The 15,778-nt window shown below is 42.5% G+C and carries 13 protein-coding genes; 11 read left to right on the top strand and 2 right to left on the bottom strand.

All coding sequences use genetic code 11. The annotated features are described in order from the left end of the window. Nucleotides 1-35 precede the first annotated feature (35 nt). A complete protein-coding gene (locus SMUL_RS07040; protein ID WP_025344554.1) occupies nucleotides 36-1,301 on the top strand; it encodes a glucose-6-phosphate isomerase in 1,266 nt (421 codons plus the stop codon). A gap of 39 nt (nucleotides 1,302-1,340) precedes the next feature. Here SMUL_RS07040 and SMUL_RS07045 read toward each other — a convergent pair whose 3' ends face one another. After that, on the bottom strand, nucleotides 1,341-1,730 hold the full coding sequence (locus tag SMUL_RS07045) for a TerB family tellurite resistance protein (protein WP_223809808.1): 390 nt from the start codon (nucleotides 1,728-1,730) through the stop codon (nucleotides 1,341-1,343). 117 nt (nucleotides 1,731-1,847) lie between these two features. On the opposite strand from SMUL_RS07045, the gene SMUL_RS07050 reads away from it, so the two are divergent. The 10 genes from SMUL_RS07050 (at nucleotide 1,848) to nikR (ending at nucleotide 13,418) form a co-directional block, all read left to right on the top strand. Continuing rightward, a complete protein-coding gene (locus tag SMUL_RS07050; protein ID WP_025344556.1) occupies nucleotides 1,848-2,432 on the top strand; it encodes a TetR/AcrR family transcriptional regulator in 585 nt (194 codons plus the stop codon). Further along, a complete protein-coding gene (locus tag SMUL_RS07055; RefSeq protein ID WP_025344557.1) occupies nucleotides 2,432-3,322 on the top strand; it encodes an NADH-quinone oxidoreductase subunit B family protein in 891 nt (296 codons plus the stop codon). Before SMUL_RS07050 ends, SMUL_RS07055 begins: the two co-directional genes overlap by 1 nt. Next, entirely contained in the window at nucleotides 3,309-4,652 is a 1,344-nt protein-coding gene (locus SMUL_RS07060; protein WP_025344558.1) for a nickel-dependent hydrogenase large subunit, read from the top strand. The genes SMUL_RS07055 and SMUL_RS07060 overlap by 14 nt, the downstream gene beginning before the upstream one ends. Before the next feature lie 242 nt (nucleotides 4,653-4,894). Continuing rightward, a complete protein-coding gene (locus tag SMUL_RS07065; RefSeq protein ID WP_038533160.1) occupies nucleotides 4,895-6,052 on the top strand; it encodes a hydrogenase small subunit in 1,158 nt (385 codons plus the stop codon). 15 nt (nucleotides 6,053-6,067) lie between these two features. Further along, on the top strand, nucleotides 6,068-7,816 hold the full coding sequence (locus SMUL_RS07070) for a nickel-dependent hydrogenase large subunit (protein WP_025344560.1): 1,749 nt from the start codon (nucleotides 6,068-6,070) through the stop codon (nucleotides 7,814-7,816). An 18-nt stretch (nucleotides 7,817-7,834) separates the two neighbouring features. Then, on the top strand, nucleotides 7,835-8,512 hold the full coding sequence (cybH, locus tag SMUL_RS07075) for a Ni/Fe-hydrogenase, b-type cytochrome subunit (protein WP_025344561.1): 678 nt from the start codon (nucleotides 7,835-7,837) through the stop codon (nucleotides 8,510-8,512). A 12-nt stretch (nucleotides 8,513-8,524) separates the two neighbouring features. Then, a complete protein-coding gene (locus tag SMUL_RS07080; protein WP_025344562.1) occupies nucleotides 8,525-9,064 on the top strand; it encodes a HyaD/HybD family hydrogenase maturation endopeptidase in 540 nt (179 codons plus the stop codon). Next, nucleotides 9,061-10,716 carry a hypothetical protein gene (locus SMUL_RS07085; protein WP_025344563.1) on the top strand — a complete coding sequence of 552 codons (1,656 nt, stop codon included), beginning with the start codon at nucleotides 9,061-9,063 and terminating at the stop codon, nucleotides 10,714-10,716. Before SMUL_RS07080 ends, SMUL_RS07085 begins: the two co-directional genes overlap by 4 nt. Then, nucleotides 10,706-12,925: a carbamoyltransferase HypF gene (hypF, locus tag SMUL_RS07090; protein WP_025344564.1), complete on the top strand. Its 2,220-nt coding sequence runs from the start codon at nucleotides 10,706-10,708 to the stop codon at nucleotides 12,923-12,925. Before SMUL_RS07085 ends, hypF begins: the two co-directional genes overlap by 11 nt. 79 nt (nucleotides 12,926-13,004) lie before the next feature. Next, on the top strand, nucleotides 13,005-13,418 hold the full coding sequence (gene nikR, locus SMUL_RS07095) for a nickel-responsive transcriptional regulator NikR (protein WP_025344565.1): 414 nt from the start codon (nucleotides 13,005-13,007) through the stop codon (nucleotides 13,416-13,418). Between the two features lie 75 nt (nucleotides 13,419-13,493). Here nikR and SMUL_RS07100 read toward each other — a convergent pair whose 3' ends face one another. Further along, on the bottom strand, nucleotides 13,494-15,635 hold the full coding sequence (locus SMUL_RS07100) for a TonB-dependent siderophore receptor (protein ID WP_025344566.1): 2,142 nt from the start codon (nucleotides 15,633-15,635) through the stop codon (nucleotides 13,494-13,496). Nucleotides 15,636-15,778: the final 143 nt, after the last annotated feature.

Raw genomic sequence — 15,778 nt, forward strand, 5'->3', positions numbered from 1 at the left:
GTAATATCACACCAATTATCATTTGGAGGATACGTTTGAAAAATTCACTCTATTTTAATATTAAAGTAGAAGAGGGCATCTTTGAAAAAATCGTGGCTGAACAGGACACCATTGGCTATTACGCCTTGCCCGATCAAGAGATTACCGATCTTGTAAATTACCTAGAAGAGTTTAAATCTAAAAATGATTACGATGCGATCAAAGATATCGCTATTATCGGTATCGGGGGAAGTTCATTAGGGCCTAAAGCGATTTTTAGAGCACTTCAAGGTATTCGTGATTTCGACAAACGATTGCACCTTTTTGAGAGTACTGATCCTGCGTCTATTCGCTCCACGCTCAATAAACTGGACATCAAAAACACTCACTTTTTTGTCATCAGTAAATCAGGTTCAACGATCGAGACCATTTCGGTTTACAAATACATTCTTTCCTTGTTAAAAGCCAAAGAGATTTCCCTCGATTATCGCTTCACCTTTGTCACCGATAGTGGCTCAAAACTCGAAGCCCATGCCAAAACATTGAACTCATTTATTTTACATATTCCTCTCAATGTCGGCGGACGTTTTTCCGTTTTAAGTGCCGCAGGTCTTGCACCATTGCTTTTGGTGGGTGTGGATATTCAACGCTTACTAGATGGTGCCAAAGCGATTAAAAAAAGCTTCTTTGAAGATGGTTACATCAAAGAGACACTGTTGAAAAAAGCGACCTACTACGCTAAAAATTCGATGCACTACAACATCAACACCCTTTTTGCGTACTCCGAGAGTTTGGACAGTTTTACCGACTGGTATGTGCAACTTTGGGGAGAGAGTTTGGGTAAAAAACAAAAACACAGCAGCTTTAACGTGGGTCTTACCCCTGTTGGGCTTATTGGCCCCAAAGATCAACACTCTTTTTTACAGCTCATTGTTGAAGGGCTTCGCGATAAAAGTGTGACCGTGCTTAAAATCGAAAACTTTGATGACAAAATCAAGATTCCTTCCATTACACTCAAAGAGCTTGAGAGCTTGGATTTGATGAATGGTATTGCGTTTTGTGACCTCATTAACATGCAAGCTGATTCAACGATTGAGGCACTTTTGGATAAAAAAGATATTCCAATCGACACCATTACCCTTCAACACATTGATGAAGCAAACATTGGAAAGTTAATTTTCTACTATGAGCTTTTAACCTCGCTTGTTGGTCAAATGATGAATGTCAATACCTACGATCAACCCGGTGTTGAGAGTGGTAAGAAGATATTGGAAGGTAAATTGATCGAAGAGAGAAAGAGTTTTCCTAAAAAAGGAAAATAATAGTGCAAGTCCCGTGTAAACGCCCAAAGGCGTTTACACTTAATCTGCTGTAAAAACCATCGCTTGTTCGTATAGCGCTGAGCCCATTTTCCCCCACATCGAAAAAAGGTGCATCTCTCTTTCTGAAATGTTGAAAATATGTGCGATTTTATCCATTGTTTTATGCTCATAAATGCCAAATTTGTCATCAACATGCACCAACACCATTAACGCTAGAATGGTGATTTTTCGGCTTTGCATCGATCTAAAGGTCTCCAACGTCTCTTCTAAATTGAAGGATTCTAAATTAATTTCCATATTTTCAATGCCCATCTCGGTACAGTATTCATCGACCAATTCGCGCTCTTTGAGCCCATATTCCCCATCGAGTTTCGCAACATACTGTGCGAGTTGTAAAAAAGCAAATTTTTCTTCAGCTTTTAGTTTCATAAGTAACAATTCGTACTCCTTTGAGATTCAATCAGAGAAATTATAGTCAAACATTTTAAATGAATATTAATAAAGATGGTAAAATAAGCAAAACGACACTTTGGAAGGATCACACACGTGGATAAAAAATTACGCAAAAGTGAAAAGATTTTAGATGCGGCGTTAATGCTCTTTTCAACACGAGGTTTTTATGCCACAACGATTCCCGACATCGCCAAAGCAATGGGCATGAGTGTGGGGAATATGTATAACTATTTTTCCTCCAAAGAGATGCTTGCCAAAGAGATCATCAAATACTCTTCCGATATTTTAGGCGCTGAGATCCGCCTCGTTAATGAAGAAGAGGGAAACGCGAAGGAGAAGATTCGAAAGATTGTGGCACTCTATTTTGAGATGGCTTCTTCAAAACCACAACACATCAACTACTTTTTACGTGTCTACCTTGCCAATAGGGAAGTCTTCAAAGAGGGATGCGAAGGGATGCTGTGCGTCTCATCGTTTGTGACCGAACTGATGATCTTTTTTGAAGAGGGAGTGGCGCGTGGGGAACTTCGCAATCAAGATTTTTTCTCTGCATTTGGGCTGTTTATGGGCTATTTGGGTGGGTTTGTTTTTTTAAGTGGGGAAGGTGTTTTGGAAAAAGATCTTAACCATTATGTCGATGAGATTGCGCTCAATATCTACAACGCGCTCAAACACTAATGTCTCAAAAATCCACTATTATCTGGCTTCAAGGTCTTACATGTAATGGTAACAGCCACTCCTTTTTTAACTACCCACAGATGCCAAGTTTCGCCGCTTCCTTTGAAATGCTGTATCATCCGCTTTTATGCGGTGCAGAGGATTTTCTAAGCTTCCTTAAGAGCGATACAAAGTTTGATTTTTTGATATTAGAGGGTGCTTTGAGCCACGATGAGAGGCTTATTGAGCGCTTTGGGATTCCGTTTCATGAAATCCTCGACACTCTTGCCTCTCGTGCCACGCATATCATCTGCGCAGGTAGTTGTGCGAGTTTTGGCGGTGTTTTTAGACTACGTGATCCACAAAAGATTACAGGCGCACTGTTTAGCGGTAAAGAAAAAGGCGGTTATTGGCTGGAGAAAAACAATGTCATTAACATCTCCGGCTGTCCCGTACATCCACGCTGGTTGGTGGAGACACTTTTAGCGTTGCATGTGGGTGAAAAAGTACTTCTAGATGGCTTCTTGCGCCCCAAAGAGGTCTTCTCTTATCTTGCCCATCATGGGTGTTTGCGCAACGAATATTTTGAATGGAAGGTCGATAGCAAACAGCTTGGAGAGAGAGAAGGGTGTTTGTTTTACGAACACGGCTGTTTGGGGCCAATGAGCCATGCCAATTGCAATAAGATTTTATGGAATGGGGTGAGCTCCAAAACAAGAGCAGGTTCGCCCTGTTTAGGGTGTACAGAGTTTGACTTTCCTAGAGTTGCATTGTATGAAACCCAAAAAAATATGTCTTTGCCTCAAACGCCTTTTGGCATCTCAAAGCGTGCGTATTACAGCCTTGCAGGTGTGGCAAAAAGTTTTAAAATCGAGAGACTTGAAAAGAAGCTGATAGATGAAGATAACTAAAGAGATTATACAGCGCATAGAGGGCGAAGCGACCTTGGAGTTGGAGTGGGAAGAGCAGAGAGTCAGCTTTGCTCGCATTAAATTTTTTAATTACCGTGGCATTGAAGAGATTTTGCAAAAGCGCCCTATTTTAGATGCGTTGGCTTTAACGCCCAGAGTGTGTGGTATCTGTTCTCATTCGCACGCCATCGCCTCTGTACATGCCATTGAAGCGTGTTATAAAAATGCAGGCGAGCGTTTACATGTAAGCCAAAAAGCCAAAGATATTCGTGAAATCGCCCTCAATGCTGAGAAGATTCACAACCACATCAAATGGTATTTTTTCACTATTTTACCAGAGCTTAAACGCGTTTCTAACCCAACCTATCACGGCAATGCTTTTAAAGAGAAGCAGTGGTTCCACGCACAAAATGCGATTATGGAGACGCTTAAAATGAGTGCTCATTTTACAGGGCAGTGGCCGCATGGCTCGTTTGTGATGGCAGGAGGCGTGACGTGTGATCCCCTTAAAAGTGATGTTCTCAGTGCACTTGGCTGTTTAGATGCGGTGATTGCTTTTTGCGAAGAGCATTTTTACGGGATGCGTTTGGAAGAGTTATTGGAGTTTGATTCTGCCTTGCAGGTGATGTCGGCACCTTCAGCGCTCTCTCACGGCATTGATGAGATGCTCAAACACGGTTTTGATCGTTTAGGACGTAGTTTTGATCGCTTTTTAGCGTTAGGTGAGTCTTACATGTACGAAGGAAGTCTCAAAGCCTCCAAAACAACCGTACTGAGTGCGGATGTCAAATACGTACATGAGAGTTTGGAACACACTTTTTTTGAAGACAAACACAAAGGCTATACCTATTCCAAAAGTGCGATGTACAAAAAGAGTTTTTGTGAAGTAGGCCCAATGGCACGTTTAATGGTGGCAAAAGAGCCGCTGATGCGTGATTTTCACCGCAGATTTAAAGACGCATCACTCACACGCGTGGTGGCACGTGCCGTTGAATGTGCCCATTTGCTCTGGCGCACCAAGCATCTTTTAGAGCGTTTAAACCTCAAAGAGCCCTCTTTTATTCCACCCAAAAAAGAGATTCACAGTTTAAGTGGCGAGGGAATGGGCGTGGTCGAAGCACCACGTGGATCACTCATCCATCATGTAAAAGTGCATCAAGGGATGATTCAATCGTATGATATTATCACGCCAACGGTTTGGAATTTAGGTAACGGTGATAAGCAAAATCCATCCACGGCACAAAAAGCACTTATTGGTCTACATTCGTTTACCAAAGCCGACTTTATCCTCAAAAGTTTTGACGTTTGTTCGGTCTGTACCACCCAATAGCAAGATGGTTCCATGTGTGACAATTTAGCCATTTTTAATACAATACACTTTTTATCTTCTTTTTTTGTTACCTTTCTACTCCGTTGATTTAAAATCTCCTGAATAATGTGCCTTACTAGCATAATATGAAATATTTTTTGATTTAATACTAAATGAATACTCATTCAGGTAAAGAAAATTTGTCTATTATCTGAATGATACCTTAATGTTTTGATCTTGGAAAATTTACACAGGAGAAATTTATGGAACACGCGAAACTGTACGAAAGGCTTGCTGAGAGACTGAGCAATCTTGAGAAGTTCCCCCGTATTAAGGAGGAAAAATCTATTGCGGCACTGATGGAAGAACATGGCATCAACCGTAGAGATTTTATGAAGTGGGCAGCAGGCGTTACTGCTATGTTGTCGTTACCTTCAACATTTACACCATTGATGGCACAAGCGGCTGAATTGACGGATCGTTTGCCAGTTATTTGGTTGCATATGGCTGAGTGTACGGGCTGTAGTGAGAGTTTGCTTAGAACGGATGCTCCTACCATTGATAGTTTGATTTTTGATCACATTTCACTCGAGTACCATGAGACATTGATGGTCGCCTGTGGATGGCAAGCAGAGCACAATTTAGAGAGTGCGATTGAGAAATACAAGGGCAAATATATTTTAATGGTTGAAGGTGGTATTCCTGCGGGCAGTAGTGAATTCTTCTTAACCGTTGGACCTCATGGTCAAACAGGACAAGCAAGCGCTAAAAAAGCTTCTGAATCAGCGGCAGCTATTTTTGCCATTGGCTCCTGTTCAAGTTTTGGTGGTATCCAAGCGGCTCATCCAAACCCAACCAATGCACAACCACTGAGCAAAATTACCAATAAACCCGTTATTAACGTTCCAGGTTGTCCTCCAAGTGAGAAAAATATCGTCGGTAACGTGCTTCATTACATTCTTTTTGGCACACTTCCAGCACTCGATGCGTATAACCGTCCAAAATGGGCTTACGGTCTTAGAATTCATGATCTTTGCGAAAGACGCGGTCACTTTGACGCGGGCGAATTCGTTCAAGAATTCGGTGATGCCGGTGCTAAAAAAGGCTTCTGTCTTTATAAAGTGGGTTGTAAAGGCCCTTATACGTTTAACAACTGTTCACGTGAGAGATTTAACCAACATACTTCTTGGCCCGTTCAAGCAGGTCATGGCTGTATCGGTTGTTCCGAACCAGGATTTTGGGATAACATGGGACCATTTGAAGAACCTCTAGGGGATAGACTCTATCATACCGTTTATGGTGAAGGTGCTGATAAAACTGCTGATAAAGTAGGCGTAGCGCTTTTGACAGTAACTGCGGTAGGTATTGCGGCTCATGCGGCGATTGCTGCGGTTAAGGGCAGTGGAAAAACTGAAGAATAAGAGAAGGATAAGTAAATGAGTAAAAGAATCGTAGTCGATCCAATAACCAGAATCGAAGGGCATTTAAGGGTTGAAGTTATCGTTGATGATAACAATGTTGTAACAGAAGCATACTCTTCTTCAACACTTTGGAGAGGTATCGAAACCATTTTAAAAGGTAGAGATCCAAGAGATGCTGGTTTTATGACCCAAAGAATTTGTGGTGTTTGTACCTACTCACACTACAAAGCAGGCATTGTGGCGGTTGAAGATGCGCTTGGAATTGAGCCTCCACTTAATGCAAAATTGACACGCACGTTGATGAACTGTGCGCTTTTTTTACATGACCATCCTGTTCATTTTTATCATCTCCATGGACTTGACTGGGTCGATGTTGTCTCAGCACTTAAAGCCGATCCACACAAAGCAGCCGCTGAGTCATTTAAATACACCGATGCGCCTATTGCATGTGGTGCTGATGATCTTGTTGCAACCCAAAAGAGAGTAGCGGAATTTGTTAAAAAAGGTCACCTTGGACCATTCGCAAATGCGTACTGGGGACATGCAACCTATAAATTAACACCGGAACAAAATCTTATTGCCGTTTCTCATTACTTAAAAGCACTCGAAATGCAACGTGTTGCGGCACAAATGATGGCAGTATTTGGTGCCAAACAACCGCATCCACAAAGCTTAACTGTTGGTGGTGTTACCTGTGTTATGGACCTTCAAACCCCTTCACGTTTAGGTGAATTTATGACGAAATTCAAAGAAATTGCGGATTTTGTGAATCGTGCGTACTATCCTGATCTTGTTATGGCGGGACTTGCCTATGCAGGTGAGCCAAGTGTTACTGGTGGTCTTGGTGTTGCAAACCTTTGGACGCATCAAGAATTCCAAATTAATGCAAAAGAGTTTTTGTTTGAGAGCGGACTGATGATGGCTGAAGATGTGGTCAATTTAATTACAGGGAAACCTTTCAAAGTTCAAACACTTGATGAAAGCAAAATTACCGAAGAAGCAACCCACGCATGGTACAAAGACAATGCCGCTTATCATCCGTATGAAGGTCGTCAAGAGCCTAACTATACAGGCTTTAAAGATGCTCAAACCATTAATGACAAAGGTGTTTTGGCTCCGACTAAAGTTATTGATGAAAAGGGTAAATACACATGGGTGAAAGCACCTCGTTATGATGGTAAACCACTTCAAGTAGGACCATTGGCAAACATTGTTATCAATTATGCGCTTGGCAACAAACGTGTTAAAGCCGTTGTTGATAAGTTCTTAAAAGATACAGGTCTTCCTATTACTGCCGTTGCATCAACACTCGGTCGTACAGCGTGTCGTATGCTTGAAGCCAAAGTAATTGCAGATCATGGCTTGGAAGCATTTACCGCATTGATTCAAAACCTTAAAGTCGATGATTCTACATGTACAAGTTACAAGATTGATAAAAACAAAGAGTACAAAGGTCGTTACATTGGCAACGTGCCAAGAGGTGTTTTGAGTCACTGGGTCAAAATCAAAAATGGTGTGATCGAAAACTATCAAGCCGTTGTTCCAACCACATGGAATGCAAGTCCAAAAGATGCAAAAGGTGTTAGAGGTTCATACGAAGAGTCTTTGATCGGCTTAAAGATCACCGATCTTTCTCAACCACTTGAAATCGTAAGGATTATCCACTCTTATGATCCATGTCTTGCATGTGCAGTACACGTCATGGATACCAAAGGGAATGAGATGAGCAGTTATAAGGTCAATGTTAACGGTGCGTCTTGCTAAAGAGAAAGGGAGTCTAAGATGAAAAGAGATATAGAATTTGAGTTCTCAGCAGGGCTTCGTTGGACGCACTGGCTTAGAGCAATTGCTATTTTTGTATTAACGGTGACAGGGTTTTATTTAACCTATGTGTTCATTGCACCTGAAGCATCAGATGAGCCTATCCTCTTCTTAAATGCAAAATTCAGAATGTGGCATGAAATCGCAGGATTTTTACTCATCGCCATTACGCTATTTAAAACATACCTCTTTTTTGCTGATCGTATCAGTTCAAAGGAGAGGGTATCGTTTTTAGATTTTGTCAGTCCAAAAGTGTGGTTTGGGCAGCTTAAATATTACCTTTTTATGGGGGAACATCCTCAGTTAAGAGGTGTGTATAATCCGTTGCAGTTTATTGCATACGTAGGTCTGTATACAATGATTTTTATCATTAGCATCACAGGTCTTATTTTGTATGTGCATTCGTATCAAGCAGGCGGTATTGGGGGCTTTTTATATGACTATATGCGCCCCATTGAAGCGATGCTTGGTGGACTTGCTATGGTAAGAGAGATTCACCATATCGTTATGTGGGGTATCTTGATCTTCTTACCGATTCACATCTATATGGCGATCTTTAACTCCATCATGGGAAAAGAAGGTTCAATGGATGCGATTATTAGTGGTTATAAATTTCATAAACAACACCCAAAACACTAAGCGAGTTTTGGCTTGAAAGTGTTGATTTTAGGCATTGGCAATGTGATGTTCTCCGACGAAGGCGTCGGAGTGCATCTGTGCCGTCTTGTTGAACAAAAATATCAGTTTTCTTCGCCTGAGCACACGATCACGTTCGTTGATGGTGGCACCCTCGCAGAAAGATTAATCCCCGTTATTGCTGAATATGAATACCTTGTCGTTCTTGATTGTGTGGATGCTCATGATGGAAAGATCGGTGATGTCTACTTTTTTGATTTTGACAATGTCCCCAATACCATCACCTGGCAAGGAAGCGTACATGAAGTTGAGATGCTTCAAACACTCACGATGATGGATCTCGTTGGAGATCGCCCTACCACAAAAATCGTTGGTATTATCCCAGAAGTGGTTGATGATACAACACTGGAACTCACACCTGCTGTTTTAAAAGGAAGCGTCGTGATGGAGAGTGTTTTACTGAAACATTTGGTAGAATTAGGCTTTACGTATGAGCAAATGAGCGATATTGACATCCAAAGTGTAGCCAACCTGTCTTGTCTGGAGGATCGATGATCTTAGCCTTTGAATTTAACTATGTCTCGCATAATGGAATTTTAGAAAATTTACTCAAAAAAATCGCGAGTGATTGTGGGATTATCCATAAAATCATTCGTAAAGAATCGATTGTAACGCTTTTTGTCGAAGCCGAGGAGACAACGTTAGGCGCGTTTGCCGATACGCTCTCCGCCTCACTACCTCTTTCCATTTTCTTTAAATCCTCCAGTGTTGAAGTTGTGGACGCCATGCCAGATGAGGCAGAAATTTTACCTCCTCTATCGTACAACGTGGAATTTACCCCTAAAAATTTAGCGTCGGTTGATTCGCCAAGTTCGCCACAGTATCTCTCACCGATTTTGGGTGAAAAAGAGTTACATGTAAGCCTTTTTCAAGATGATAAAGAGCTTTTACATGTAAACACATCGGCGGGTTATAAAACGCTTTATAAAAGCGTTGCTGAATTGATTTCAAGCGGTGAAAATGTGTCGATTCAAACCAAAAATGGCTCGTTTGTCTTTGGTAAAATTGAAAACAGCACTGAGTGTAAAGCCTTTGAAGTGATCGCGACCGATTTGTCGGTTGTTGAGCGCATGGTTGTGTGTAGGGAAAATGAGATCAAAGCTTTGGCTTCGTTGGAGCGTCCTGCGATTCGTTTCAAAGTCAATGCGCTGTTTGCACAAAAAGAGATTATTTCACAAGCGCGCGTGACCTTGCGCCTTGCCGATGATCTTTTCCTTTATCAGCTTTCTAAACAGCTGTTTGCAAAAGGCATTCAGTTCCTTTTCAAAGCGTCAACCTGCAAAGCACGTTACCGTGTTACATTGAATGTAACACAACAGGCTATAGAACCACTCACCATCAGTGTGCTTGAAAATGGGGCGATTCTTATCCTCAAGGGAAGTGATTATGCTTCCACTGCCCTTAAAGCCAGTTTGAAAAAGTTTGATGAGCCTTCGCATGCAGCGTTTGCGTCCATCATGCAAGAGCATCAACTTTTTGATGCCACAACAAGCTGTTTTTACTTTAGCACCCTTCACAATGATCGCATCATGCACTACTCGAAAGAGCATGGTATGCTCAATCTTGTGGAAATTTCACTGCCTTCTTCTTTTGAAGAACTCTTTGCCGAAGTCGAGCGCAGTAGCCCAAGTGCTGAGCGTTTAGTGGCACATTATAAAGAGCAGTTTCCTGAAATTTACGCCAAAGCAGTTGAAATTACCATTCCAAGCGATACACCAAAAAGTGTCTATTCTCTTTGGAAAATGATGGCGATAGCGTTAGGATTATGCGATGATTTTGAGCGTGCAGGTGAGCAACTTTTGGAAAATGCAGAAGATTTTGGTGGACTCAAAGGACCACGCATTGACTACTTTTTGCAAAAAGAGGACGCTCTTAGTTCCGATCTTGATTACGTCAGAATGCTTCGCAGCGGCATGAGCTTTAAACTTGCAGGTACCGATAACACGACGCTGAGTTTTGGGTACATGGAGAGTCTTTCGTATTTTATCTCCGATCTTGCGGATGCGCATAAAGAAAATTTAATGAGCATGAAGATTGCATTGTGCGGTTCACTCTTTGGGTATAAACGCTTTTCAGAGATGCTCATCAAAAATCTCAAACCCAATCACACGATCTGTTTGAATAAAGAGTTGCCGATTGATCAGTAAATCGCGTCTGATTTATCGTATAGAAGGTATTGTCCAAGGGGTTGGGTTTCGCCCCTTTGTCTATACGTTAGCCTCGCGTTACGCTCTTAGCGGGTTTGTGTTGAACAACTCTTTGGGTGTTGTTATCGAGATCGAAGGATTTGAAGAGAGCCTTAAAGCGTTTGAACTGGCTTTGTTTAAAGAGCTTCCACCTCTGGCACGCATCGATATTTACACAAAAGAAATCCTTACATGTAAAGACGATACCACGTTTGAAATCCGCCACAGCGATGAAGCAAGCACAAAATCCTCACTGGTACTTCCTGATATGTCAATTTGCGAAGCATGTCTCAAAGAGTTGCACGACCCAACCAATCGACGCTACCACTACTTTTTCACCAACTGCACCAATTGTGGGCCTCGCTATTCCATCATTAAAACTGTTCCATACGACCGCCCTTACACGTCGATGCAGCCTTTTGAGATGTGTGACGCGTGCAAAGAGGAATACACCAACCCGCTAAACCGTCGTTATCACGCGCAGCCCATCAGCTGTCCAAAATGTGGCCCGACACTCTCACTGCGTTCGATGCACGGTGAATTATTGGGCGTCAATGAAGCGGCGATTCAAAAACTAGCCGAGCTGATTAACACAGGGCATATCGTTGCGATGAAAGGCATGGGTGGTTTTCATCTGATGTGCGATGCGACCAATGACGCAGTGATTGAACGTTTAAGAGAACGAAAACACAGACCTTCCAAGCCGTTTGCCGTGATGTTTAAAAGCCTTGATGCTATCAAAGAAGTGTGTGTATTAAGCCCCAAAGAAGAGGAGGGCATTGTCTCACTGCTTCGTCCAATTGTGCTCGTGAAGCGTCAAACTACCACTTCCAAAATGAGTCCACGGATTGCGCCACGTATCGATCGTCTCGGTGTTTTTTTGCCGTACACACCTTTACATGTAATCCTTTTTGAGTACCTCAAAAATCCCATCGTGGCAACCAGTGCCAATCGTTCGGGTGAGCCAATTATCAGTGAAGCGTCTCTTCTGGTGGAAAAATTAAGCGACGTGGTGGAGTATTATCTGGATTACAATCGCGAAATTGTCAATTCAAGCGATGACAGCGTTTTACAATACTTGGGCGATAAAACACTCATTATGCGCGCATCGCGAGGTATGGCACCGCAGAGTTTTCGGGTGGACTCAAAGGATGAACGCAAAATTTTAGCCGTTGGTGCGCATCAAAAAAATGCGATCGCGATTTACCACCACCATCAAATCATCGTCAGCCCCTACATCGGCGATTTGGATAACATCGCTTCGATTGAACTGTTTGAGAAAATGATAGAGAATTTCGCCCGTTTTTATGACTTTACACCCGATCTTATTGTGGGTGATCTGCATCCCAATTACGCCTCAACCCAGTGGGCAAAGAAGCAGAAAATTCCTTTTATGCAAGTGCAACACCATTATGCGCATATTCTTTCAACGATGTTTGAGCATCATCTGAGTCAACCCGTACTGGGCATTGCGTGGGATGGTACGGGGTATGGGGATGATGGTACGATTTGGGGTGGCGAGTTTTTGGTGTGTGATCAAAATAGCTATGAGCGTGCTGTCTCGTTTGAGCCTTTTTTACTCTTGGGAGGGGACGCGAGCATCAAAGAGATCAGACGCATTTTAGCCTCTTTGTTGTGGGACGTGTTAGGCGATGATGCTGATGCGCATCTGCTGGATTATTTCGATGAAAAATCACTCAAACTTCTTAAACAGGTTTATACCAAAAAGATCAATGCCCCACGCTGTTCTTCTGTAGGAAGACTCTTTGATGCGGTGGCTGTTTTGTGCGGTATGGAAGGCAATGTGAGTTATGATGGCGAGAGTGGTTTGCTTCTTGAAGCGCTGTATGATCCTTTAATTACGGAATTCTATGAAGTCGAAATTGACGATAAAATAGTCTATTATAAGCCCATGTTTGCTCAAATGCTAAGAGACCAAGAACCTCGCTTGATTGCTTCAAAATTTCTCAATACTTTGGTCAAAATTCTCTGTGAGGTGCATTCGCGCTATCCATACCCCGTGGTACTAGGTGGTGGAGTGTTTCAAAATCGCACACTTATGGAACTAATTCTTCAAAATGTCACACAAAATCTCTATTTTCCGCTACAATTAGCAATCAATGACGGCGGAATTTGTGTTGGACAGCTCTCTAAATCCCTTTTAAAATAATATTAATATTTGTACCTTTTAATATTTAAAGATTAGTAAGATTAGAATGCAGATGAAGTCTATTAAGAAAGGATATACCATGGATAAAATTATTCGTTTTAGTGTTTCATTACCCGAAAAATTGCTAGAAGAACTTGATAAAAAAGTCGATGCACAAGGGTATGCCTCACGCAGTGAATTTACCAGAGATCTTATTCGTGAAAAAATCGTTAAAGACGATTGGCAAGACGATAACAGCGATGTCATCGGCGTTTTGACAATGATTTATACCCATCATCAAAATGAGCTTGTTCAAAAGATTTTAGAGATTCAACACGATGCGAAAGTGAATATTATGTGTAACACACACGTACACGTCAGTCACGAAAACTGTTTAGAAACCGTTATGGTGACAGGAAAAGTTTCTGAAGTCAAAGACTTTGCACAAAAAATTGCAGGGCTTAAAGGGGTTAAATTCTCCAAACTTGTAGAGGCATCCATCCCCGCTTCTTAAGCTTTTTTAACGAGAGTGAGTAAACGTTTTGTTTACTCACGTATCTTTACATGTAAAGCATACTCCTACAAAATACTAATACAATTCCACTTTATAATTCAAACGAACAATGCGAGGAGACCCCGCCGCAAGGCGCGTGCCACCTGCTGCCCAATACTCTTTATCGGTGACATTATCGACATTGATTTGCCAGATGTTTTTCTTACCATAGAGTTTGGTGACATAGCGTCCGCCTACACTGAAAATAGTCACATCATCCAGCCATGCTTGGTTCAGGTCATTCACAGGACGACGACCGGTATAGTAAGCCCCTCTGTTAATCGAAAGCCCAGCAACACTGCTTAGGTCATAGCTTAGAAACAGACTCCCTGTGCGACGTGCCGCGTTTTCAGGCAATTTGCCGTTCAGTGCGGTCGCATCACCCTCCATATCTTCAAAACGAGGATCTAACCATTGTGTGGAAGCAAGCCAACTGAGTTGTTCTGTCAGTTTTCCCTGAAGCGAGAGCTCAACGCCACTGTAACGTTTATGCCCACCTGCAACATAATAGTTCGCCGCATCGGTGTAGTATCCAGGACTCTCTATATCACACACCGCCGCTGATACTAGTGTTCCCGTTGGCATCAGCCAATGCGCGCCTAACTCGTACTGCTTGCTAATGCCAGGATTTAGACGTTCGGCTTCATTTTCGCTTCCTGTTGGTGCCGCTTCGCCTTCTTCCAACCCTTCAGAATACGAAGCATACAACGATACGCTGTCCAAAGGTTTGTAGACAAGGGCTACCATCGGCGTGGTTTCGCTCGCCTCATAGCGCGTTACATCTTGATTGCTCTCATATTTGGAATGCCGCAATCCTGCGATCACTTGCCACTGCGGATCAAGTGTGACACGATCCATCGTATAAAAACCAGTATCTTTCGTGGTATACGAAACGCCTGTGGTCTGTGTGAAAACCGTTGGGGGTGATCGTATGAGGCGTATAGAGATTTTGAGCAAGTGTTGAAGAGCTACTGCTTGAAATAGGCTTTTGGTTTTTTCAGTGTAGCTGGTACCAAAGGTGATGTCATGTTGAATATCCCACGTGTTAACAACGCCATAGAGTTCCGCACGCAACAAATCAGAAGTGTATTCGTACTCTTGATGATTGACTTTGACCGTTCCAGTACCTGTATTGAGCGTGGTTGCTTGAGGGTTTGAAAAGGTAAAAGTCGCAAGGTTGCGTTCGCGTTCCGTCTTCGCTCGTCCTGCTTCAAGCCCAAGGCTCCACGTATCGCTGAGTGCATAATCGGATCTGAGTAAAACATTGGTCGTTTCCGTTTCAAACTTTGTAGAATCTGGTCCAACCAAGGTTTTTGGATCGACGGTGTGGGGTAAGGTGATGACGCCATTAACCGCTTTTGGAAGAGTAATGCCCGCTTGTTCTGTCACTTTGCGACGATCATGCTCTACATCGGCTTTGATGGTTAAGCGATCATTCACTTGCCAATCCAGCGCCATGGAGACGAAGCTACGATTTCCATTGTCCACATCATCCAGATACGATCCCAACGTTCCTCCTGCGGCATTGACGCGTACACCGACTTGTTTTTCTTCTCCAAAACGTTCACTCACATCTGCGGACGCCACGGCTGAGCCGTAATTATCCATCATCAGACCAACAGTTGCCATAGGATCATTCGTTGGGCGTTTGGTAACGTAATTAATAATGCCAGCAGGGGAAGTAAACCCATAATAGAGTGCCGATGCACCTTTAAGCACTTCCACGCGCTCTTTGTTTTCCAGTGGAACTTGGCTAAAGTTCATGAGTGGCAAGGAGCTATTGAGTCGGTAATTGGTACGGTTTTGCACTTCAATGCCCCGAATAACCAGCTGATCCCACGTCTCACCACCGTTTTGTTGTTTGGTGACACCTGCGGTATTGCGAACCGCATCATACGTGCCCGTAGCCGCTTGCAAATCCAACGCCTCTTTGGTGATGACATTCACGGTTGAGGGCACATCCATAATGTTGGTTCCTCGAAATGAACCCGCTTCAACCGTCTCAGGTCGAAGTCCTTCGGCACGTATATCTTCGACTGTAATGCCTAAGAGGACTGACGCTTCATTTTTTTCTGTTGTATTATCTATATTTTTTGCAGACTCTGCAAGTGCATTGGCTGCCATTAAGCTCAAAAACACGCTTATTAGCGCATGTTTTTTGATGCAAACACCGTTCATACGACTCCTTCATTAATACCTAAATATGCAATTTTTTAACTCGAATTAATCAGAATTTCCGAGAAGATTGTGATTAATTGAGAATCATTATATTTATTTATCGTTTAAAGTTCACGTATGTTATGACGTAAAAAAGAATATTT

It is taken from the genome of Sulfurospirillum multivorans DSM 12446 (assembly GCF_000568815.1).
GTDB lineage: Bacteria > Campylobacterota > Campylobacteria > Campylobacterales > Sulfurospirillaceae > Sulfurospirillum > Sulfurospirillum multivorans.

Excerpts from the sequence above, each read along its gene's own strand:
- SMUL_RS07085 (WP_025344563.1), top strand. The coding sequence starts at position 9,061 with ATGATCTTAGCCTTTGAATTTAACTATGTCTCGCATAATGGAATTTTA.
- SMUL_RS07060 (WP_025344558.1), top strand. The coding sequence starts at position 3,309 with ATGAAGATAACTAAAGAGATTATACAGCGCATAGAGGGCGAAGCGACC.
- SMUL_RS07100 (WP_025344566.1), bottom strand. The coding sequence starts at position 15,635 with ATGAACGGTGTTTGCATCAAAAAACATGCGCTAATAAGCGTGTTTTTG.
- SMUL_RS07055 (WP_025344557.1), top strand. The coding sequence starts at position 2,432 with ATGTCTCAAAAATCCACTATTATCTGGCTTCAAGGTCTTACATGTAAT.
- SMUL_RS07070 (WP_025344560.1), top strand. The coding sequence starts at position 6,068 with ATGAGTAAAAGAATCGTAGTCGATCCAATAACCAGAATCGAAGGGCAT.
- nikR (WP_025344565.1), top strand. The coding sequence starts at position 13,005 with ATGGATAAAATTATTCGTTTTAGTGTTTCATTACCCGAAAAATTGCTA.
- SMUL_RS07045 (WP_223809808.1), bottom strand. The coding sequence starts at position 1,730 with ATGAAACTAAAAGCTGAAGAAAAATTTGCTTTTTTACAACTCGCACAG.
- SMUL_RS07065 (WP_038533160.1), top strand. The coding sequence starts at position 4,895 with ATGGAACACGCGAAACTGTACGAAAGGCTTGCTGAGAGACTGAGCAAT.
- cybH (WP_025344561.1), top strand. The coding sequence starts at position 7,835 with ATGAAAAGAGATATAGAATTTGAGTTCTCAGCAGGGCTTCGTTGGACG.